The sequence below is a fragment of the Streptomyces sp. NPDC085932 genome (genome assembly GCF_044540525.1).
GTDB classification, from domain to species: Bacteria; Actinomycetota; Actinomycetes; order Streptomycetales; family Streptomycetaceae; genus Streptomyces; species Streptomyces levis.
In genome coordinates this window covers 17,897-37,737 of record NZ_JBITSJ010000004.1, presented here as the reverse complement: position 1 = coordinate 37,737, position 19,841 = coordinate 17,897, and the positions used below count along the sequence as shown (strand labels likewise).

Sequence of the window (19,841 nt, the reverse complement as noted above, 5' to 3'; positions counted from 1 at the left end):
ATGGACTACGTCTCCGCGCTCCTGCCCCCGGTCGTCATGGCCGTCTTCTTCATCGGCGTGATCCGGGTGATCGTGAAGACACAGGGCGGCGCCAACAAGGCCAAGGAGGACGCGGCCGTCGACGCCGCCCTCACGCGCGTGGAGGGCGCCCGCCAGGCCTCCGCGCCCGGCCCGAAGGCAGACGCCTGACCTCACCCTTCCCACGGCGTACGACTCCGCGGGGCCCGTCGCACGGCGCCCGCGCCTTCGAGTCGTACGCCCTTTTTGTGCCCGTTCGCCGGTGAAGCGCACGTCCGCCACGCCATTACCCAGATCTCCCACTATTGTTCTGAGCTGTGCCTCGCCCATTGGGAGAACTCGAAGACGCGGTCATGTCGCGGGTCTGGAAGTGGAACCGCCCCGTGACCGTTCGAGAAGTCCTGGAAGATCTTCAGAAGGAGCGGTCCATCGCCTACACCACGGTGATGACCGTTTTGGACAATCTCCACCAGAAGGGCTGGGTGCGCCGCGAGGCGGAAGGCCGCGCCTATCGATATGAGGCGGTCTCCACCCGTGCCGCCTACGCCGCCGCCCTGATGAACGACGCCTGGTCGCAGAGTGACAACCCCGCCGCCGCTCTCGTCGCCTTCTTCGGCATGATGAGCGAGGAACAGCGTCGGGCTCTCAACGATGCCGTACGCATCGTCCAGGGCCCGGAAACCCCGGAACCGACCGAAGCGTCGGAATCCGCGGAAGCCCCGGAACCCACGACCGAGCCGGAACAGCCGGAACAGGCGGAACCCGCGGAAGGGCCCCCGGAGAACCCCGCCTCGGCTCGGGGGCCCGGCGGGCGATAGCGTCCGTTCATGTCCGCGAAGAGCCCTGATGTCCCCGCAAAAGCCATCACCGTCCGACGGGCGCGCACCAGCGATGTCCCGGCCGTGCGTCGCCTCCTTGACGCCTACGTCCGCGGGGGCATCCTCCTCGACAAAGCGACGGTGACTCTTTACGAGGACATCCAGGAGTTCTGGGTCGCGGAACGCGACGACAACGCCGAGGTCGTCGGCTGCGGCGCCCTGCACGTGATGTGGGAAGACCTCGCGGAAGTGCGCACTCTGGCGGTGCAGCCCGGCCTGAAGGGCGCGGGCGTGGGACACCGGGTGCTGGAGAAGTTGCTGCAGACCGCCCGCTGGCTCGGCGTTCGCCGCGTTTTCTGTCTCACCTTCGAAGTGGACTTCTTCGCCAAGCACGGCTTCGTGGAGATCGGCGAGACCCCGGTCGACACGGATGTCTACGCGGAGCTGCTGCGTTCCTATGACGAGGGTGTCGCGGAGTTCCTCGGTCTCGAACGAGTGAAACCGAACACCTTGGGCAACAGCCGGATGCTTCTGCATCTGTGATCGCCGGGGCGGACAACACTCCGGCCACAACTGGGCCCGCCCGGTTCGTCAAGGCATATTCCGGGGCGCGGCCCCTGCCCCGGTGCCCTATGTCCGAAACGCGCACGTTTCCGGACGGGGGCGGGGCTACCGGTCTCTGCCGAGGGTTTGTGTTTTTCCGGCAAAAGCGGTTTGCTTTCCGAGGTACTGCAGTACTGCATATAACAGGGGACGGCGATACGGCGGACGCCGGCACACCCCGGCCCTGAAGATATCGATGAAAGGAAATCCGGTGGCACAGAAGGTTCAGGTCCTTCTTGTCGACGACCTCGACGGCGGCGAGGCGGACGAGACCGTGACGTTCGCGCTGGACGGCAAGACGTACGAGATCGATCTCACCACCGCCAATGCGGACAAGCTCCGTGGCCTTCTCGAGCCTTACGTGAAGGGCGGTCGTCGTACCGGAGGCCGTGCTTCGGGCGGGCGCGGAAAGACGCGCGCGGCTTCGAGCGGCAGCCAGGACACCGCGGCGATCCGCGCCTGGGCGAAGGAGAACGGCTACGAGGTCAACGACCGCGGCCGTGTTCCCGCGACCATCCGCGAGGCTTACGAGAAGGCCAACGGCTGAACAGCGGCACTACCGACCCTGCGCACGCAAGGCCGGCGGCGGGGCGCCCGCGCGCCGCAGCCGGGCCCGGTGGCACTGCGTGGCCACCGTGTCCACCAGCCGCACGAGATCGGGGGCGTCTCCACCGCCCCCCAAGGCCGACAGCGTCGGCAGCGAGGCCTCGACCTCGCATCCCGGCTCGGGGGGCCGCAGCCACACGGCGGCCCCCTGGGAACCGAGCCGGCCCAGGGGAAGCGGCCGGCCGGCACCCCCGCCGGGCATCCGCGGGAGCGGCACCTCCGCAGCGGGCACACGCGGCTGAGGCACGTCCGGGGCGGGCCTGCGCGGCGGTGGCACGTCCGTACCGGGGGGTGGCAGGACGCCCGTGACGCCGTGCGGGCCGGCGAGGGCCGACCGCGTGTCCGGTCCACCCGGCGACGGCGGCTCCTCCCTGAGGGGCGCCTCCGGCGGCAGCGGCGCCGCCATGAAGGCGCCCGAGCCGAGTGCCCTGAGGTCCAGCGGCAGGGCTCCCCAGTCCAGCCACTCCAGCAGCCCCGGCAGCTCCTCCGCGCTCCCCGCGGCCACCAGCAGCAGTGCGCGCCCGCCCCGGACGGCCACCGGAGAGCGCGGCCCCAGGCGCCGCAGCGCGGCGCTCCCCGCTTCCGCCGGTACGTCCAGGACGTCGAAGCGCACCCCGAGCGCCAGCCGCACCGGGTCCCCGGGCGCCGTCGGCCAGCCCAGGGCGTCCTCGTACCACCGCCGGACCCGGCAGCGGCGGGGCCGTGGGACCACGCCGGGTGTGCGGGCGGACACGGAGGGGAGGGCGCCGAACATGCCAAGTGCAACCGCGGGAAAGGCGTGCGGGTTACGCTGTGTTCACTTTGTGTGCTGATGTGAGCGCGTTGCGTGGCGAAAAGGGGGCGTGCGGGGGGTGCGGGGAGGCGCAAGGTTGTTCGCCCGTAGCGGAGGGAACGGGGGCGCTCGGCATGGACTGTCGGTCCCCACGGGTAAGACATCCCTAGTGGGAGGGGGCGACACGCAGGAAAGGACGTCTCACGTTCGCCATCGGCGTACTGGCGAGTGGGGTATCTGCCTGGCCTGCGGGAACATCGTCTCGCACCATCGGGTTGGAGCAGATGTCGGCGTTCGGGGTCAGGAGGCCAAGGACGGTGTCGGCAGTTGGAATGAGCGGTCCCCGCTTGCGGGACTAAGCTGCGGAAGGACAGGGAGGGGAAGTTCCCCCCACTGCCTGACCGCTCTGAGGAGCGATTAACGATGTTCGAGAGGTTCACCGACCGCGCGCGGCGGGTTGTCGTCCTGGCTCAGGAAGAAGCCCGGATGCTCAACCACAACTACATCGGCACTGAACACATCCTCCTGGGCCTGATCCACGAGGGTGAAGGTGTCGCCGCCAAGGCCCTTGAGAGCCTCGGGATTTCGCTCGAGGCGGTCCGCCAGCAGGTGGAGGAGATCATCGGCCAGGGCCAGCAGGCCCCGTCCGGGCACATCCCCTTCACCCCCCGTGCCAAGAAGGTCCTGGAGCTGTCGCTCCGCGAGGCCCTTCAGCTGGGCCACAACTACATCGGCACGGAGCACATCCTGCTCGGCCTGATCCGCGAGGGCGAGGGCGTCGCCGCCCAGGTCCTGGTCAAGCTGGGCGCAGATCTCAACCGCGTGCGGCAGCAGGTGATCCAGCTGCTCTCCGGTTACCAGGGCAAGGAGACCGCCACCGCCGGCGGTCCTGCCGAGGGCACCCCCTCCACGTCCCTGGTCCTCGACCAGTTCGGCCGGAACCTCACCCAGGCCGCTCGTGAGTCCAAGCTCGACCCGGTCATCGGGCGCGAGAAGGAGATCGAGCGGGTCATGCAGGTGCTGTCCCGCCGCACCAAGAACAACCCGGTGCTGATCGGTGAGCCCGGCGTCGGCAAGACCGCCGTCGTCGAGGGCCTCGCCCAGGCCATCGTCAAGGGCGAGGTGCCCGAGACCCTCAAGGACAAGCACCTCTACACCCTGGACCTCGGTGCCCTGGTCGCCGGCTCCCGCTACCGCGGTGACTTCGAGGAGCGCCTGAAGAAGGTGCTCAAGGAGATCCGCACCCGCGGCGACATCATCCTGTTCATCGACGAGCTCCACACGCTGGTCGGTGCGGGTGCCGCCGAGGGCGCCATCGACGCGGCCTCCATCCTCAAGCCGATGCTGGCCCGCGGTGAGCTGCAGACCATCGGTGCGACCACGCTGGACGAGTACCGCAAGCACCTGGAGAAGGACGCGGCCCTGGAGCGCCGCTTCCAGCCCATCCAGGTCGCGGAGCCGTCCCTGCCGCACACGATCGAGATCCTCAAGGGCCTGCGCGACCGGTACGAGGCGCACCACCGCGTCTCCATCACGGACGAGGCGCTGGTCCAGGCCGCCACGCTGGCCGACCGGTACATCTCGGACCGCTTCCTGCCGGACAAGGCGATCGACCTGATCGACGAGGCCGGATCGAGGATGCGCATCCGCCGGATGACCGCGCCGCCGGACCTGCGCGAGTTCGACGAGAAGATCGCCGGTGTCCGCCGGGACAAGGAGTCCGCGATCGACTCGCAGGACTTCGAGAAGGCCGCGTCCCTGCGCGACAAGGAGAAGCAGCTCCTCGCCGCCAAGGCCAAGCGGGAGAAGGAGTGGAAGGCCGGCGACATGGACGTCGTCGCCGAGGTCGACGGCGAGCTGATCGCCGAGGTCCTCGCGACCGCCACCGGCATCCCGGTCTTCAAGCTCACCGAGGAGGAGTCCTCCCGCCTGCTGCGCATGGAGGAGGAGCTCCACAAGCGGGTCATCGGCCAGAACGACGCCGTCAAGGCGCTGTCGAAGGCGATCCGCCGTACGCGTGCCGGTCTGAAGGACCCCAAGCGTCCCGGTGGCTCGTTCATCTTCGCCGGCCCGTCCGGTGTCGGTAAGACCGAGCTGTCCAAGGCGCTCGCCGAGTTCCTCTTCGGCGACGAGGACGCGCTGATCTCCCTCGACATGTCGGAGTTCAGCGAGAAGCACACGGTCTCGCGTCTCTTCGGCTCGCCCCCCGGCTACGTGGGCTACGAAGAGGGCGGCCAGCTGACCGAGAAGGTGCGGCGCAAGCCGTTCTCGGTGGTCCTCTTCGACGAGGTCGAGAAGGCCCACCCGGACATCTTCAACTCGCTGCTGCAGATCCTGGAGGACGGTCGCCTGACCGACTCCCAGGGCCGGGTCGTGGACTTCAAGAACACGGTCATCATCATGACGACCAACCTCGGCACCCGGGACATCTCCAAGGGGTTCAACCTGGGCTTCGCGGCCTCGGGTGACACGAAGACCAACTACGAGCGCATGAAGAACAAGGTCCAGGACGAGCTCAAGCAGCACTTCCGGCCCGAGTTCCTCAACCGCGTCGACGACGTGGTGGTCTTCCCGCAGCTCAGCCAGGACGACATCCTCCAGATCGTCGACCTGATGATCGGCAAGGTGGACGAGCGCCTGAAGGACCGGGACATGGGCATCGAGCTCTCCCAGTCCGCCAAGGAGCTGCTGTCCAAGAAGGGTTACGACCCCGTGCTGGGCGCGCGTCCGCTGCGCCGCACCATCCAGCGCGAGATCGAGGACTCGCTGTCGGAGAAGATCCTCTTCGGCGAGCTCCGCCCCGGTCACATCGTGGTCGTGGACACGGAGGGCGAGGGCGAGGCCAAGACCTTCACCTTCCGCGGCGAGGAGAAGTCGGCCCTGCCGGACGTCCCGCCGATCGAGCAGGCGGCCGGTGGTGGCACCGGTCCGAACCTGAGCAAGGACGCGTGACCCTTCGGGGCTGCTCCTGACACGAAGTGGGGCCACCGCCTTCGGGCGGTGGCCCCACTTCGTTCTGCGCCCGTCGGAGACGGGTCAGGACAGCTGCCCGTCGTAGTCCGGCAGCTTGAACGTGCGCTCGGCGTGGCCGCCGGAGAGGTCGGTGGCGCTGTTGCCGATGTTCGCGATGATCGTGTAGCCCTTCCTCTCGATGTCGACGCGCTGGGCCGTCTTGTAGTCGGCGACGTTCTTGAAGAGGTCGAGGAAGTTGCGGACGTAGAGTCCGGAGACCCGGTAGCCGCTCTGCTTCAGGTTGTACTCGGTGAACGAGTAGATGATCCCGGGCCGGGCGGTCACGAAGAACACCGCGACGCCGCGTTCCTGGGCGTATCTGGCGGCCTCCAGGACCGGCTTGTTGGCCGGCTGCGGGTAGCTGAAGCCGAAGTCCGTCTCCAGCGCCGTGTTGTCGATGTCGAGGACGACGGCCTGCTTCTCGCCCGGCTTCGGCGCGGCGATCCGCTGCTTCAGGTAGGGCAGCGCCTGGTCCATCACCGCCTGGCAGTCCTTCTGCCAGGTGGCGTAGTCGACGTCCGCCGCCGCGGCCGTGGCGGCGGCGGTGACGGCCGCGGAGGCGCGGGAGGGGGTCGCGGCATCGGCCGGTGCGGCCATCGCCACGAGGGCGGCCGCGGAGACCGCGGTGACGGATGCGCGGCGCAGCCAGGGGCGTCGGGTCTGCATGTCGTGGGGGTCCTCTCACGTCAATGACGCTGCCAACATGTCGTGTGCATGTTCGTGGTCGAGGGTGGCGCGAGGGGAACCGTAGGGTTACCGGACGGTAGGTGCCTAGAGGCGTGCGCCACATTTCCGGAATGGCCGAAGAAGGGTCCCGGTGACATGCCGCACAGGCGATATGTCCGTTACTACCTGGAATAGTGGAGAGCGGGCTGGGAGGAAACGGACATCACCCCCGGGGAAGGGGTGGAAGTGCAGGCCCATGCCCTGATTCGTCCCGAATGAGGGGTGTGTCAAGAGACGTAGAACACTGAACCAAATTACTAACTTCTGTCGTAGATCACGTTTTTGGGAGTTTGTCGGGCCTCGGGTTACCAAGGGATGGCCATGCGGCGAGCGACTGCGCGCCGGGTGGTTTTCTCCGTCCCCTTCCCCACGAGGTTTCGATGTCCCAGCGCGTCACGTCCCGTTCCTTCCGTACGTCCCAGCTCCGCACCCGTGCGACCGTGCTGGCCGCCGGCCTCGGTGTCTCGGTCGCACTGGGAGCCGGGGTCGCGTCCGCCGCCGACACCACGGCCGCGTCCGGTGCCGCCAGTGCCGTCCAGGCACAGGCCGCCGCCCAGGCCAAGGCCGCCAAGGCCGAGGCCGTGAAGGCCGAGAAGGCCGCCCAGGCCGCCGCCGCCAAGAAGGCGGCCGAGAAGAAGGCCGCAGCGAAGAAGGCGGCCGCGAAGAAGGCCAAGCCGTCCTGGGTCGACCCGGTGAAGAAGTACAAGCTCTCCGCGAGCTTCGCCCAGAACGGCGGCATGTGGCAGTCCACCCACAGCGGGCAGGACTACGCCGTCCCGAGCGGCACCCAGGTCGTCGCCGCCCACGGCGGCACCGTCGTCAAGGCCGGCCCCAACGGCGCCGGTGACGGTCCCGCGTACGGCAACGCCGTCGTGATCAAGCACGGCAACGGCACGTACTCGCAGTACGCCCACCTGTCGAAGGTGAACGTGCGCATCGGCCAGGTCGTCAAGACCGGCCAGGAGATCGCCCGCTCCGGCAACACCGGCAACTCCAGCGGTCCCCACCTGCACTTCGAGATCCGCACGACCCCGAACTACGGCACGGCGGTCGACCCGGTGAAGTTCCTGCGCGCCAAGGGCGTGAAGGTCTGACCCGGCTCCGCGCCGACCGGGCCCGCTAGGAGCTCCTGGCTGCCCGGTGGGCCTGGGTCACCAGATCCGTGGCGACCTCGAGAACGGCCTTGTGCCGCTCCTCGGGGTCGTCTCCCACGTCCTGGAGCAGGAACATCCCGGCGTGCAGCGTGAAGATCGCGCTCGCGCAGCGGACCTGGTCGACCAGGTCCGCGTCCGGGTCGACGATGATGTCGCGCAGGCTGTGCACGCGCGCCTTGAAGGACTCGCCGATCCGCAGGTCCCGTACCGACGCCTGGTTGTCGTGCATGAAGCGGAACAGCGGTGCCGCCTGGGCGAGCGTGTCGGCGTAGCGGCGGATGATCTCCTGCTTGGTCTCCAGCGTGTGCGGCCGGCTCCGCCCCCAGTCGATCAGGTCCTCGATCGGCTGCGTGAGGTCCTCGAAGATGCTGACGAGGATCTCTTCCTTCGTCTTGAAGTGGTAGTAGAGCGCCGCCTTGGTGACGTCCAGGCGCTCGGCGATCTCGCGCAGGGACGTCTTCTCGTAGCCCTGCTCCGCGAAGAGTTCGAGGGCCACGTCCTGGATGCGCCGGCGGGTGTCCCCGCGGCGCCGCTGCCTGGTGCCGTCCATGGTGCCGCCCATCCTCCTACGCCGCTCGCTTTCCATAAAACTTACTTGACGCCCGGCTAGTTCCGCGGCTAGCTTCCGAGTGTATTCACTAGCCGGTCGGCAAGTAAGTAGCGGTAGCTGGGGGAGTGGGAAGCGATGGCGGACACGACGGACACCACGGTGGCGGCCGACGCCGGCACCGGGGGGAAACAGCCCAGGAGCGTGCGGGTCGTGCTCCTCGCGCTGATGATCGCGATGATGCTCGCGATGCTCGACAACATGATCATCGGTACGGCGATGCCGACGATCGTCGGTGAGCTGGGCGGGCTCGAACACCTCTCGTGGGTGGTCACCTCGTACACGCTCGCCACCGCCGCCTCCACCCCGCTGTGGGGCAAGCTCGGCGACATGTACGGCCGCAAGGGCACGTTCCTGTCGTCGATCGTCCTGTTCCTGATCGGCTCGGCGCTCAGCGGCATGGCCCAGGACATGGGCCAGCTCATCGGCTTCCGCGCGGTCCAGGGCCTGGGTGCCGGCGGTCTGATGGTCGGCGTCATGGCGATCATCGGCGACCTGATCCCGCCCCGGGAGCGCGGCAAGTACCAGGGCATGATGGCCGGCGTCATGGCGCTGGCGATGATCGGCGGCCCGCTGGTCGGCGGCACGATCACCGACAACTGGGGCTGGCGCTGGGCGTTCTACATCAACCTGCCGCTCGGCGTGGTCGCGCTGGTGGCCGTCAGCGCCGTGCTGCACCTGCCGAAGAAGCGGGCCCAGGCGCGCATCGACTACCTGGGCGCCGTGCTGCTGACCGTCGGCATCACCGCGATCGTGCTGGTCACGACCTGGGGTGGCACGGAGTACGCCTGGACCTCGGCGCGGATCATGGAGCTGATCGGGATCGGCGTCGCCGCGCTCGTCGGGTTCGTGTTCTGGCAGACGCGGGCCGCGGAGCCGGTCCTGCCGCTGCACATCTTCCGCAGCCTGAACTTCACGCTGATGTCGGTCATCGGCTTCATCACGGGCTTCGTGATGTTCGGCGCCACGCTGTTCCTGCCGTTCTACCAGCAGGCCGTGCAGGGTGCCTCCGCGACCAACTCCGGGCTGCTGCTCCTGCCGATGCTCGGCGCGATGCTGGTGACGTCGATGGTCGCCGGGCGGGTGACCACCAACACCGGCCGGTACAAGATCTTCCCGGTGCTCGGCAGCGCGCTGATGATCGTCGGCCTGTACCTGCTGTCCACGATGGACACGGGCACCTCGCGGTTCACCTCCGGTGTCTTCATGGCCGTGGTCGGCCTCGGGATGGGCTGCCTGATGCAGATCACCATGCTGGTGGCGCAGAACAGCGTGGAGATGAAGGACATGGGCGTCGCGTCCTCGTCCACCACCCTCTTCCGCACCCTGGGTTCCTCCTTCGGCGTCGCGATCATGGGCGCGCTGTTCAACCACCGCGTCCAGGACGTCATGGCCGAGCGGGCCGGGGCGCTGGGGTCGAAGGTGACCGAGCAGTCCGCCCAGCTCGACCAGGCGAGCCTGGCCAGGCTGCCGGAGGCCGCCCGGGAGGCGTACCAGCACGCGGTCGCCGCCGGCACGCACTCGGCGTTCCTGCTGGGAGCCGTGGTGGCGGTCCTCGCCCTGGCGGCGGCGGTCTTCGTCAAGGAGGTGCCGCTGAAGGGAGCGGGGCCCAAGGCGGCGGAGGACGGCAAGGCCGGCGACCCGGCCGCCGCTCCGGCCCCGGTGGCCGAGGCGGTCTGACCGCCGCCGCACCTACGGCGATGCCCGCACGCCGACCGGCACAGCGGCCCGCACACAAGCCCCCGGGACTCCGGCCCCGGGGGCTCGCCCGTGCCCGCACCCGGGTCCCGCCGACACGGGGGGAAGCGGCGGGCGTGTCCGTGCCGCCGTGCGGGCGCGGACCGGCCGGTGTCGGACCCTGGTGTCACCATCGGTCGCATGGACAGGATGCGGCAGGTCCGGCTCGCCAAGGACGCCATGGACCGGGACTGGGCCGACCCCGGGCTCGACCTGGACACGGTGGCCGCGCACGCCGGGTACTCGCGGTACCACTTCATCCGCGCCTTCAAGGAGGCCTACGGCGAGACCCCCGGCCAGTACCTCACGCACCGCCGGATCGAACGGGCCGAGGACCTGCTGCGCACGGCGAACCTGTCGGTGACGGAGATCTGCCACCTGGTCGGCTTCAGCAGCGTCGGCACGTTCTCGGCCCGCTTCAAGGCGTGGACGGGCCTGTCGCCCAGCGCGTACCGGTCCCGGCACGTCGGCCGCGGAGCCGCCCTCATACCCGGCTGCTACGCCATGCTCTGGGCCGGCGGCTTCCGCTCCGCCCCGGCCCCCGCCGACGAGCAGCGCAATTCCGGAGAAGCGCGCTGACACCCCCGCTGCCTACGGTGGCAGGGCAAGCACGACCGGCCGCGAAGCAGCAGGAGCACGCCATGATCAAGGGTCTCGCCATCTCGACCGTCTGGGTCCTCGACCAGGACCGGGCCAAGGAGTTCTACACGGAGAAGCTGGGCCTGGAGGTCCGTACGGACATGACCATGGGCGAGGGCGGCATGCGCTGGCTCACGGTCGGCTCGCCGAACCAGCCCGACGTCGAGCTCACCCTGATGGTGCCCGGCGGGCCCGCGATGGACCCCGAGTCCGCCGAGATGCTCCGCAAGCTGGTGACCAAGGGCGCGCTCGGCGCGGGCGTGCTGACCACCGACGACATCCACGGCGACTACCAGAAGCTCAAGGACCGGGGCGTGGAGTTCCTCCAGGAGCCGCAGGAGCGCCCGTACGGCACGGAGGCGCTGTTCCGCGACGACTCCGGCAACTGGTTCTCGTTCACCCAGCCCCGCGAGGGCGGCCTGGACATGGACCAGGACTGGTCCTGCTGAAGCGGACGGCTCCTACGTGCCGGACCCGGGCAGCATCGGGTAGCTGCCCGTGTTCGTCGGCGCGTGTTCCGGCAGCCACAGCACCGCCACCGCGCCCTCGGCCGGCACGCCCGCCGGCGCGCCCGGCGTGCGGACGTTGCGGAAGGTCAGCCGGGCGCCCAGCACGCGGGCCTGCCCGGCCGCGATGGTCAGGCCGAGCCCGTGGCCGTGCCCGGCCCGGTCCTGACTGCCGGTGCGGAAGCGGCTCGGCCCCTCGGCGAGCAGGTCCTCCGGGAAGCCCGGGCCGTGGTCGCGCACCCGGATGACCCGGCCCTCGACGGTGACCTGGACGGGCGGTTTGCCGTGCCGCGCGGCGTTGGCCAGCAGGTTGAACAGCACACGCTCCAGGCGCCGGGGGTCGGTGGTGACCTCCGACTCGTGCACGATCCGCACCTCGGTGTCCGGGTCCTTGGCCGCCACCCGCCGGGCGACGAACTCGCCCAGCATGAGGTCCTGCAGCTCCGCCCGCTCCGAGGCGCCGTCGAGACGGGCCACCTCCAGCACGTCCTCCACGAGTGTGCGCATGGCCTTGGCCCGGTCCAGCACCAGCTCGGTCGGGCGGCCGGGCGGCAGCAGTTCGGCGGCGGTCAGCAGCCCCGTCACCGGGGTGCGCAGCTCGTGCGCGATGTCGGCGGTGACCCGCCGTTCGGCCTCGATGCGCTGGCGCAGGGCGTCCGCCATGGCGTCCACCGCGCTCGCCAGGTCGTCGGTCTCGTCCCGGACGACCCCGCCCATGGCGTCCCGCACGCGCACGTCCGTCTCGCCGCCCGCGAGCTGGTTGGCGGCGATGGCCGCCTTGCGCAGCCGCCGCGACAGGTGCCCGCCGATGAGCACGCCGAGCGCGCTGCCGCCGAGGACGACGGCGATCGACCCGATCACCAGGGCCTGGTCGAGGTCCTTCAGGATGTCCGAGCTGCGGTCCGTGAAGCCCGAGTGCAGCGACATCACGTGCCCGTTCTTCAGCGGCACCGCGGCCCATATGTCCGGCGCGTCACCTGGCCGGTCCGCCACGTAGGTGGCCCGCTGGCCGGCCTCGACCCGGTCCCGCAGCTCCTCCGGGAGGTTCGGGTCGTCGATCTTCGTGTTGGGGAAGTTCATCCGCCCGGACAGCTCGAAGTTGCGCTGGGCGATCATGATCCGTTCGTCGGCGAGGTCGCGCGCGTTGTCCAGCATCGACACCCGCGCGGCGTTGTGCACGACCAGGCTCAGCGCGATCGCCACCAGCGCACCGACCAGCGCGATGGCCGCGCTCAGCTTCCATCTCAGGCCCGTGCGGATGCCCGCGCGCTCCAGACCCGCGGCGGCCAGGCGCCGGAAGTGCCCCCTCATACCCCGCTCAGGCCTTCAACTTGTAGCCGAAGCCCCGGACCGTCTCGATCCGGTCCTGGCCGATCTTCTGCCGCAGCCGCTGCACGTGCACGTCGACGACCCGGGTGTCCCCGCCCCAGCCGTAGTCCCACACCCGCTCCAGCAGCTTGTCCCGGGAGAGCACCGTGCCCGGAGCCGAGGAGAACTCCAGCAGCAGCCGCATCTCCGTCGGCGTCAGCGCCACCGGCTGCCCGGCGCGGCGGACCTCCATGCCCTCGGTGTCGACCTCCAGGTCCCCGAAGGTCAGCACCCCGCCGTCGGCCGGGGCGGCCCGCTCCTCGCCGCGGCCCCCGCCCGCGTGCCCGAACCGCCGCAGCACCGCGCGGATCCGGGCGACCAGCACGGCGCCGTCGAACGGCTTGGTCACGTAGTCGTCGGCGCCCGCCTCCAGACCCAGCACCACGTCGATGGAGTCGGCCCGGGCCGACAACATGATCACCGGCACGGTCGACTCGTCCCGGATGCGGCGGCACAGACTGACCCCGTCCAGGCCGGGGACCATCACGTCCAGCAGCGCGATGTCGGGGCGGTCGGCCCGGAACGCCTCCAGACCCGACAGCCCGTCGGGCATGGCGGTGACCACGAAGCCGTCCCGTTCCAGGGCGAGCTGCGTGGCCTCGCGGATGACGTCGTCGTCCTCGACGAACAGGACGTGGGTCTGGTCTGCCATCCCGGTGCTCTCTGTCCTCTGTGGTTCGTGGGGTGCGTTCTCTTCGCTGTGACGCGGGGAACGGGCGCCGCGTTCACCGAGTCATCGGTCCGGGGCGCCCGAACGGTTCACGCGGCCGTGCGGCGGCGTCAGCTCGCGGGCGCCGGCGACGGGGTGTCGCCGACGACCTTCCCGTAGTCGTTGTGCGTGCTGTACTCCTCTTCGAACCGGCCCGACGACCAGCGGTACGTGATCACGTTCTCCCCGGAGGGACTCGACACCGGGTCACCCTTGTCGTACACCTGCTTGGTGACCACGAGGTCGCCGCGGTCGATCTCCGCGTAGACCGGGGGCTCCTCGGCCTTGAACACATTCTGGTACGAGCCGTCCTGCTCGCGGTACACATAACTGCCCACGCCCACCGCGTCACCGCAGGTCAGCACATTGACGACGACATCGTCGGCCGAGCCGCCGGTCAGTTTCCCGTAGGAGACGTCGACGGGGTACTCGTCGGCCACGCACGGCTTGAGGTCCCGCTTGACCTCCGGCGCGACCTTCGGGTCGTCCTTGACGAGCGCGACCGCGTTCACGGCGTCGGGGGTCTTCGACGGCACCGCGGTCGGGCTGGCCGCGGCGGCACCCGACACCGAGTCGGCGTGCGCCGGGCCCTCGTCGCGGGCACCGGTGCCGCCGGCGGCACACGAGGACGCGAAAAGGGCGAGGGCGGCGAACACGGCCAGTGCCGTGATCACCGCCTGGAAGCCGCCCCGGTTCTCCGGGGAACCCTCGCCGGTCAGGCCGCGCACCGCTCCCGCTCCTCACGCTCCAGCGCGCGTGCGTCCAGATCGCGGGACTCCAGCTCCTCGCGGAGCCGGGCGAGCGCCCGGTGCAGCGTGCTCTTGACCGTTCCGGCCGACATGCCGAGGGCGGCGGCCGTCTCCTCCGTGGACATCTGCTCCCAGTGTCGCAGCACCACGACACTGCGCTGCTTCGGGGCGAGCACCCTCAGGATGTCCATCAGCAGGGCGCGGTCCGCGTGCTGCTCGGTGGAGTCGTCGACCGAGGCGTCCGGGAGCTGCTCGGTGGGCACCTCCTCCAGCTTGCGGGCCCGCCACCACTCCGTCCGGGTGTTGATCATCACCCGGCGCAGGTAGGCGTCGGCCAGCCGCTTGTCCTCGATGGTCTCCCAGCGGCCGTAGGTCCGCACCAGAGCCGTCTGCAGCAGGTCCTGCGCGTCCGTCGGGTCCGGGACCAGGCGGCGGGCGCTGCGCAGCAGCGCGTCCTGCCGGGTGCGGACGTACTCCTCGAACTCGAGCACCTCGCCCTGCGCCATGGTGAACCGCCTCCCGTTTCCCCGTTCCGGGCCGGCTCCCCGCCGCCCGTGCACTGCCTGTGGTCCTCAGTCGTCCCGTGTCTTCCGGGAACGCATCTGAAGGTACGGAGGCGTTGTCACGGCGCTGTCCGAAGCAGCCTGCGGCCAGCGCTCGGCTGTCCGTCGGTTGTGTAACGGATGTCGGAACGGGGTAAAACGGTGGGCTTGTTGATGCCGTTATGGGGTGATTTGCCCACCGTGGTGGCTCGGTGAGGGCGGGGGAGCGTCTGTGACGTTCCTGTGCGTCGGCGTCCTGTACGTCGGGGACGTCCCGGTGCGTCAGGCCAGGGGCAGCCGGTACAGCCCGCCCGCCATCGGCTCCACCAGACCGTCGGCGACGAGCCCGTCGAGGGCGCGGGCCCGCTGCACCGGCTCGTGCCACACCCGGTCCAGGGCCGCCTGCGGCACCGGTCCGTGCGCGTCCCGCAGCACGGCGAGCAGCCGTCCGCGCACCTGCCGGTCGGTGCCCGCGTACGTCTGGCCGCGGCGTGGCGGACCGTCGTGCGCCGGCTTGCCCGCCAGCCGCCACGCGCACTGCGCGGCGATCGGGCAGCGGTGACACGACTCGCTCTTCGCCGTGCACACCAGCGCGCCCAGCTCCATGGAGGCGGCGGCCCAGCGCGCGGCGGTCGGCTCGTCGTCGGGCAGCAGTGCGCGGGCCAGCCTGCGTTCCGCGGCGGTGGTGGCGTTGGGCGGGTACTGCACGCCGGTGACCGCGCGGGCGAGGACCCGGCGCACGTTGGTGTCCAGCACGGGGTGGCGCTGTCCGTAGGCGAAGGAGGCGACGGCGGCGGCCGTGTACTCGCCGATGCCGGGCAGCGCCAGCAGCTGGGCGTGGTCGGCCGGTACGTCACCGCCGTGCCGTTCCGTTATCGCGACGGCGGCGCCGTGCAGCCGCAGGGCGCGACGCGGGTAGCCGAGCCGGCCCCAGGCGCGCACGGCCTCGCCGGGTGCCTCCCGGGCGAGGTCGGCGGGGCGCGGCCAGCGGGCCAGCCACTGCTCGTAGACGGGCAGGACACGGCTCACCGGCGTCTGCTGGAGCATGAACTCACTGACCATCACGCCCCACGCCCCGGCCTCGGGGCGCCGCCAGGGCAGGTCGCGGGCGTTCTCGTCGAACCAGTCGATGACGGGGGAGTGCAGGTCCGGGCCGGGCGACACCGGAGAAGGGACGGCGGGGGAAGCGGCGGCGGCAGACGGGACGGCGGGGGTCTCGGCGGGGTCGGGGTGCGAGGGCTTCGTGGGAGCAGTCATGACCTTCCGATGGTGCCACGCACGGACGCCGTCGCGGGCACACCGCCACCGATGGGACACGCCGCCGACGAGGCCCGTCGCCGCTGTCGCGGGGTAGGTCGCCGACGAGGCCCACCGTCTCTGTCGTCGGTACGCCGCCGTCCACGGGGGCCTGTCGCCGCTGTCGCGGGGTACGCCGACGCACTCGGTCCTCTCGCCCGCCGTCTACGCGCGGCTCCAGCCGGGCGCGGCGGCCGCCGGGGTCGCGCGCGTGCTGCCCGGGCGCGAGGTGCACGACCCGCCCGTGGGACGGGCCCCTGAACCGCCTGCCGGAGCCGACTGCCATCACTACCGCGCCAGCGGCGAACTCTTCGTCTCCGTCGACCACTTCGGACTGTGCTTCCGGGCCGGGCGGCTGGTCGCCAAGGACGCCGTCCCGCGCGTCGGCCTGTCCGGCGAAGGGCGAGAGGAATACGCGGAGTTCGCACGGTGATCCGCGTACTGCCGGCCGACGACGAGGCGATGGTGCGTGCCGGGGTGCGCGCCATCCTGGGCAGCGACGACGGGACGGAGGTCGTCGCCGAGGCCGGTGACGGGCGCGCGGCGGTCGAACTGGCCCGCGCCCACCGCCCGGACGTCGCGCTGCTCGACATCCGCATGCCGCGCCTGGACGGTCTCACCGCGGCGGAGGAGATCGTACGGACCGTGCCCGGCACGGCCGTCGCCATGCTCACCACCCTCTCCGAGGGCTCCTACGGGACCCGCGCCCTGGGCGGCGGCGCCACCGGGTTCCTGCTGAAGTCCGGCGACCCGTACGAACTCATCGCGGGCGTACGGGCGGTGGCGGCGGGCGCCGCGCTCCTGTCGCCGAAGGTGGCCCGGTACGTCATCGACGAGGGCCTCGGCGGTGACCGGCTCACCCGTGAGGCGAAGGCCCGCGCGCGTGGCGGTGCTGAGCCCCCGCGAACGCGAAGTGCTCGGCCCCGCTCCCGCCGCCTCCACGCCCCGGGCGCCCCGTCAACGCCCGGCGCGTACCTCGTAGGACCGTGCGTGAGCCGGACGGCGCGGTCCCACCAGCCAGCGCACGACGGGGGCCGACGAGCCGCGCAGCGCGCCGCTGAGCCGCGTCACGGGCCCCGTACCCAGCCGGACCGCGACCGGTGCGACCAGGGCGGCCAGCACCAGCCCGGCGAGGACGTCGTGCGGACAGTGCAGCCGACGAAGACCCGGGAGAAGGCCATCAGCAGGGCGAGCGGGGCCGTCAGCCGCAGCAGCGCGCGCCGCACCAGGGCCAGGGCGACGGCCGATCCGCCCGCGATCGTCGCTTGGTTGGACGGGAACGACCCGTCGCCGTGCGGCGGGCACGCGGCCAGGGACGCCGCCGCACCGGCGACCGCACGGCACGGACGCTCCTCCGTCACCACGGACTTGAGCAACTCGCTGCACACGTACGCCCCTGCCGTGGCCAGAGGTGCAAGGACCGCGATCGCGAACGCCCGTGGACCGTCGTGACGGGCGCGCCACCACGCGGCGGCGAACAGCGCGACGAACACGAGCAGCCCGGCCTCCGTCCACAGTTCGGCCCTCTGCCGTACCCACATCGGGGTGTCACGGGCGAAGTCGGTGAGGTCGCGGTAGCGCGCGGTGTCGTCGAAGGTCATGGTCACGGACGGTAGGCCGCGGCCCGAAACCGTCACACCCTGCGATCGTCGGGTGCCGTACCTGTCGAAAGACAGGGGTGGGGCGGCGTTCTTCCGGGATGATGATCCGGAAAAGTTGTGCCCCGAGCGGCGGGTGGGACAAGCGAACGCGCCGTTCTCTCGTAAGGTTTGCGCCGTGGGATCTCTGCGCAATCCGGTCGGGCCGCTTCCCTCCTCCATCTACTGGCGTCGGAGGGTCGTACTCGTGTCTGTGGTCGCCCTGTTGGCGCTGCTGATCACCTGGATCGTGACCATGGGCGGCGGGGGCGGCAAGGACGGCGACAACGGCGCCAACGGCAAGAATCCCGCGCCCTCCATCACGCCCGGCCCGTCGAGTTCGGGTCCGGCCATCAGCCAAGCCCCCGGCGGACGCGACGAGTCGGGCGGCTCGGGCTCGGGCGGCTCGTCGTCCGGGTCCGGTGACGGCTCGGGCGACGGCTCCGGGGACGGCGGTGGCTCGGACGGCGGTTCGGGGGACGGGTCCGGTGACGGCTCCGGCGGATCCGCCGGGTCGGGCGGCGCCGGTGGCTCCGGGGACGGCAGCACGGTGGGCGGCGTCGGCGCGGGCGACACGCTGCCGGCCGGCTCCACCCTGCCCGACTGCACCGCGAGCGTGGTCAAGTTGAGCTTGCGCAGCCGCAACAACACGTACGACCCCGAGAAGACGCCCACGTTCCTGCTGACCGCGCGGAACATCTCGGGCAACGACTGCAAGATCGACCTCGGGCCGAAGAGCGCGGTGTTCACCGTCACCCCGGCCGGCGGCGACGACGACTACTGGTCCTCCGCGGACTGCCCCAAGGCGGCCGCGCGCCAGGTGTTCCGGGTGCCGGCGGGCAGCGACATCACCTACATGGTGAAGTGGGACCGCAAGCCCAGCGCCCCCGAGTGCGCCACGCCCCCGGCGGGTTCGGCGAAGACCGGCACCTACCTGGTGGAGGCCAAGACCCCGGGCTTCGCGAAGGTGCAGACGTCGTTCGTGCTGTCCGCCGACTGAGCCCGTCCGGCCGGTTGCGTTCGTCCCTCGGCCGAAGCAGGCCCACGTCCCGGGCCGGCGGCACGGACGGCTGAGGGCGGTACCCGCACCGGGTACCGCCCTCAGCCGTTCAGCCGTCCAGGGGCTCTGTCCGTCGTCGGTCCGTGCGCCTCGCGCGCTAGACGTACCGCTCCAGGATCGACGACTCGGCCAGCCGCGAGAGCCCCTCGCGTACGCTGCGCGCCCGGGCCTCGCCCACGCCGTCGACCGTCTGCAGGTCGTCCACGCTCGCCGCGAGCAGCTTCTGCAGACCGCCGAAGTGCTCCACCAGGCGGTCGATGATCGCGCCGGGCAGGCGCGGCACCTTGGCGAGCAGCCGGAAGCCGCGCGGGGAGACCGCCGAGTCCAGCGTCTCGGGAGAGCCGGTGTAGCCCAGCGCCCGGGCGACCGTGGGCAGTTCGAGGAGTTCGGCGTGGCTGAGGGCGTCGAGCTCGGCGAGGGCCTCGTCGACCGTGCGGGACCGCTTGGCCGTGGGCTCGGGGACGTAGTCCCGCACGACCAGCTCGCGCTCCGGCTCGACGCCCGCGATCAGCTCGTCCAGCTGGAGGGCGAGCAGCCGGCCGTCCGTGCCGAGCTCCACCACGTACTCGGCGATCTCCGTGGCGATGCGGCGGACCATCTCCAGGCGCTGGGCGACCGCCGAGACGTCCCGGACGGTCACCAGGTCCTCGATCTCCAGCGCGGACAGCGTGCCCGCGACCTCGTCCAGGCGGAGCTTGTAGCGCTCCAGGGTCGCGAGGGCCTGGTTGGCGCGGGACAGGATCGCCGCCGAGTCCTCCAGGACGCGGCGCTGGCCGTCGACGTACAGGGCGATCAGGCGCATCGACTGCGAGACCGAGACGACGGGGAAGCCGACCTGTTTGCTGACGCGGTCCGCCGTGCGGTGCCGGGTGCCCGTCTCCTCCGTGGGGATCGTCGGGTCCGGGACGAGCTGCACGCCCGCGCGCAGGATCTTGGACAGGTCCGACGACAGCACGATGCCGCCGTCCAGCTTGCACAGCTCGCGCAGACGGGTCGCGGTGAACTCGACGTCCAGCACGAAACCGCCGCTGCACAGCGCCTCGACCGTCTTGTCGGAGCCGAGCACGATGAGACCGCCGGTGTTGCCGCGGAGCACACGCTCCAGGCCGTCGCGGAGGGCGGTGCCGGGTGCCACGGCGCTCAGGGAGGCGCGCATCAGGCCATCGGTGCCGGCACTCCCGCCGGACTTTCCGGGAGCTGATGCCCGGTCGTTGGCTGCCACTGCACTCCTCCGGTCGCAGGTTCTGGGCGCCCCCGTGTCGCGCGCTCGGTTCGCACGGAC

The 19,841-nt window shown here is 70.9% G+C and carries 20 protein-coding genes and 2 pseudogenes; 12 read left to right on the top strand and 10 right to left on the bottom strand.

All coding sequences use genetic code 11. The annotated features are described in order from the left end of the window. From ACIGAQ_RS20430 to ACIGAQ_RS20415, 4 genes are all read left to right on the top strand, one after another. Entirely contained in the window at nucleotides 1–189 is a 189-nt protein-coding gene (locus ACIGAQ_RS20430; protein ID WP_311688685.1) for a hypothetical protein, read from the top strand. 182 nt (nucleotides 190–371) lie between these two features. Continuing rightward, a complete protein-coding gene (locus ACIGAQ_RS20425) occupies nucleotides 372–836 on the top strand; it encodes a BlaI/MecI/CopY family transcriptional regulator (protein WP_399785862.1) in 465 nt (154 codons plus the stop codon). 9 nt (nucleotides 837–845) lie between these two features. After that, nucleotides 846–1,379, top strand: coding sequence for an amino-acid N-acetyltransferase (locus ACIGAQ_RS20420; RefSeq protein ID WP_311688681.1), 534 nt, complete (start codon nucleotides 846–848; stop codon nucleotides 1,377–1,379). 271 nt (nucleotides 1,380–1,650) lie between these two features. Beyond that, entirely contained in the window at nucleotides 1,651–1,986 is a 336-nt protein-coding gene (locus tag ACIGAQ_RS20415) for an Lsr2 family protein (protein WP_094057033.1), read from the top strand. A 9-nt stretch (nucleotides 1,987–1,995) separates the two neighbouring features. Here ACIGAQ_RS20415 and ACIGAQ_RS20410 read toward each other — a convergent pair whose 3' ends face one another. Further along, nucleotides 1,996–2,799 carry an SCO3374 family protein gene (locus ACIGAQ_RS20410; RefSeq protein WP_399784711.1) on the bottom strand — a complete coding sequence of 268 codons (804 nt, stop codon included), beginning with the start codon at nucleotides 2,797–2,799 and terminating at the stop codon, nucleotides 1,996–1,998. 441 nt (nucleotides 2,800–3,240) lie between these two features. Here ACIGAQ_RS20410 and ACIGAQ_RS20405 point away from each other — a divergent pair, with 441 nt between their 5' ends. Then, nucleotides 3,241–5,769 (top strand): ATP-dependent Clp protease ATP-binding subunit, encoded by a 2,529-nt coding sequence (locus tag ACIGAQ_RS20405; RefSeq protein WP_311688676.1) that lies wholly within the window; start codon nucleotides 3,241–3,243, stop codon nucleotides 5,767–5,769. Between the two features lie 84 nt (nucleotides 5,770–5,853). Here the strand turns inward: ACIGAQ_RS20405 and ACIGAQ_RS20400 are convergent, their stop codons facing one another. After that, nucleotides 5,854–6,495 (bottom strand): HAD family acid phosphatase, encoded by a 642-nt coding sequence (locus tag ACIGAQ_RS20400; protein ID WP_399784708.1) that lies wholly within the window; start codon nucleotides 6,493–6,495, stop codon nucleotides 5,854–5,856. Nucleotides 6,496–6,935: 440 nt separating this feature from the next. Between ACIGAQ_RS20400 and ACIGAQ_RS20395 the strand changes: the two genes are divergently transcribed. Further along, the gene (locus tag ACIGAQ_RS20395) at nucleotides 6,936–7,649 is read left to right on the top strand and encodes a M23 family metallopeptidase (protein WP_311689095.1); all 714 of its coding nucleotides are present in this window, start codon (nucleotides 6,936–6,938) and stop codon (nucleotides 7,647–7,649) included. A gap of 25 nt (nucleotides 7,650–7,674) precedes the next feature. Here ACIGAQ_RS20395 and ACIGAQ_RS20390 read toward each other — a convergent pair whose 3' ends face one another. Further along, entirely contained in the window at nucleotides 7,675–8,271 is a 597-nt protein-coding gene (locus tag ACIGAQ_RS20390) for a TetR/AcrR family transcriptional regulator (RefSeq protein WP_399784705.1), read from the bottom strand. Between the two features lie 123 nt (nucleotides 8,272–8,394). On the opposite strand from ACIGAQ_RS20390, the gene ACIGAQ_RS20385 reads away from it, so the two are divergent. The 3 genes from ACIGAQ_RS20385 to ACIGAQ_RS20375 all read left to right on the top strand — a co-directional run bounded on the left by ACIGAQ_RS20385 (nucleotide 8,395) and on the right by ACIGAQ_RS20375 (nucleotide 11,141). Continuing rightward, nucleotides 8,395–9,996, top strand: a complete 1,602-nt coding sequence (locus ACIGAQ_RS20385; protein WP_399784702.1) for an MDR family MFS transporter — start codon at nucleotides 8,395–8,397, stop codon at nucleotides 9,994–9,996. Nucleotides 9,997–10,203: 207 nt separating this feature from the next. Beyond that, entirely contained in the window at nucleotides 10,204–10,632 is a 429-nt protein-coding gene (locus ACIGAQ_RS20380) for a helix-turn-helix transcriptional regulator (RefSeq protein WP_399785859.1), read from the top strand. Between the two features lie 62 nt (nucleotides 10,633–10,694). Further along, nucleotides 10,695–11,141 carry a VOC family protein gene (locus ACIGAQ_RS20375; RefSeq protein WP_311689089.1) on the top strand — a complete coding sequence of 149 codons (447 nt, stop codon included), beginning with the start codon at nucleotides 10,695–10,697 and terminating at the stop codon, nucleotides 11,139–11,141. Between the two features lie 12 nt (nucleotides 11,142–11,153). Here the strand turns inward: ACIGAQ_RS20375 and cseC are convergent, their stop codons facing one another. From cseC to ACIGAQ_RS20350, 5 genes are all read right to left on the bottom strand, one after another. After that, nucleotides 11,154–12,509: a two-component system sensor histidine kinase CseC gene (cseC, locus tag ACIGAQ_RS20370; RefSeq protein WP_399784698.1), complete on the bottom strand. Its 1,356-nt coding sequence runs from the start codon at nucleotides 12,507–12,509 to the stop codon at nucleotides 11,154–11,156. A gap of 7 nt (nucleotides 12,510–12,516) precedes the next feature. Beyond that, nucleotides 12,517–13,218, bottom strand: coding sequence for a two-component system response regulator CseB (gene cseB / locus ACIGAQ_RS20365; protein WP_311689085.1), 702 nt, complete (start codon nucleotides 13,216–13,218; stop codon nucleotides 12,517–12,519). Between the two features lie 128 nt (nucleotides 13,219–13,346). Further along, on the bottom strand, nucleotides 13,347–14,003 hold the full coding sequence (locus ACIGAQ_RS20360; protein WP_394814368.1) for a hypothetical protein: 657 nt from the start codon (nucleotides 14,001–14,003) through the stop codon (nucleotides 13,347–13,349). Beyond that, nucleotides 13,991–14,530 carry a SigE family RNA polymerase sigma factor gene (locus ACIGAQ_RS20355; RefSeq protein ID WP_311689083.1) on the bottom strand — a complete coding sequence of 180 codons (540 nt, stop codon included), beginning with the start codon at nucleotides 14,528–14,530 and terminating at the stop codon, nucleotides 13,991–13,993. The genes ACIGAQ_RS20360 and ACIGAQ_RS20355 overlap by 13 nt, the downstream gene beginning before the upstream one ends. Before the next feature lie 318 nt (nucleotides 14,531–14,848). Further along, nucleotides 14,849–15,823 carry an A/G-specific adenine glycosylase gene (locus ACIGAQ_RS20350; RefSeq protein WP_399784693.1) on the bottom strand — a complete coding sequence of 325 codons (975 nt, stop codon included), beginning with the start codon at nucleotides 15,821–15,823 and terminating at the stop codon, nucleotides 14,849–14,851. 283 nt (nucleotides 15,824–16,106) lie between these two features. Between ACIGAQ_RS20350 and ACIGAQ_RS20345 the strand changes: the two genes are divergently transcribed. Together ACIGAQ_RS20345 and ACIGAQ_RS20340 are read left to right on the top strand one after the other, a co-directional pair. Beyond that, complete coding sequence (locus ACIGAQ_RS20345) at nucleotides 16,107–16,295, top strand: hypothetical protein (protein WP_399784690.1); 189 nt, start codon at nucleotides 16,107–16,109, stop codon at nucleotides 16,293–16,295. Continuing rightward, a pseudogene (locus ACIGAQ_RS20340) lies at nucleotides 16,292–16,784 on the top strand (response regulator transcription factor); the annotation flags it as partial. The gene ACIGAQ_RS20345 and the pseudogene ACIGAQ_RS20340, both read left to right, overlap by 4 nt. 35 nt (nucleotides 16,785–16,819) lie before the next feature. Here ACIGAQ_RS20340 and ACIGAQ_RS20335 read toward each other — a convergent pair. Next, nucleotides 16,820–17,463: pseudogene (locus ACIGAQ_RS20335) on the bottom strand (phosphatase PAP2 family protein). 175 nt (nucleotides 17,464–17,638) lie between these two features. Between ACIGAQ_RS20335 and ACIGAQ_RS20330 the strand changes: the two are divergent. Next, nucleotides 17,639–18,499 carry a hypothetical protein gene (locus ACIGAQ_RS20330; protein ID WP_399784687.1) on the top strand — a complete coding sequence of 287 codons (861 nt, stop codon included), beginning with the start codon at nucleotides 17,639–17,641 and terminating at the stop codon, nucleotides 18,497–18,499. Nucleotides 18,500–18,656: 157 nt separating this feature from the next. Here the strand turns inward: ACIGAQ_RS20330 and disA are convergent, their stop codons facing one another. Next, entirely contained in the window at nucleotides 18,657–19,781 is a 1,125-nt protein-coding gene (disA, locus tag ACIGAQ_RS20325; protein WP_311689073.1) for a DNA integrity scanning diadenylate cyclase DisA, read from the bottom strand. Nucleotides 19,782–19,841 lie beyond the last annotated feature (60 nt).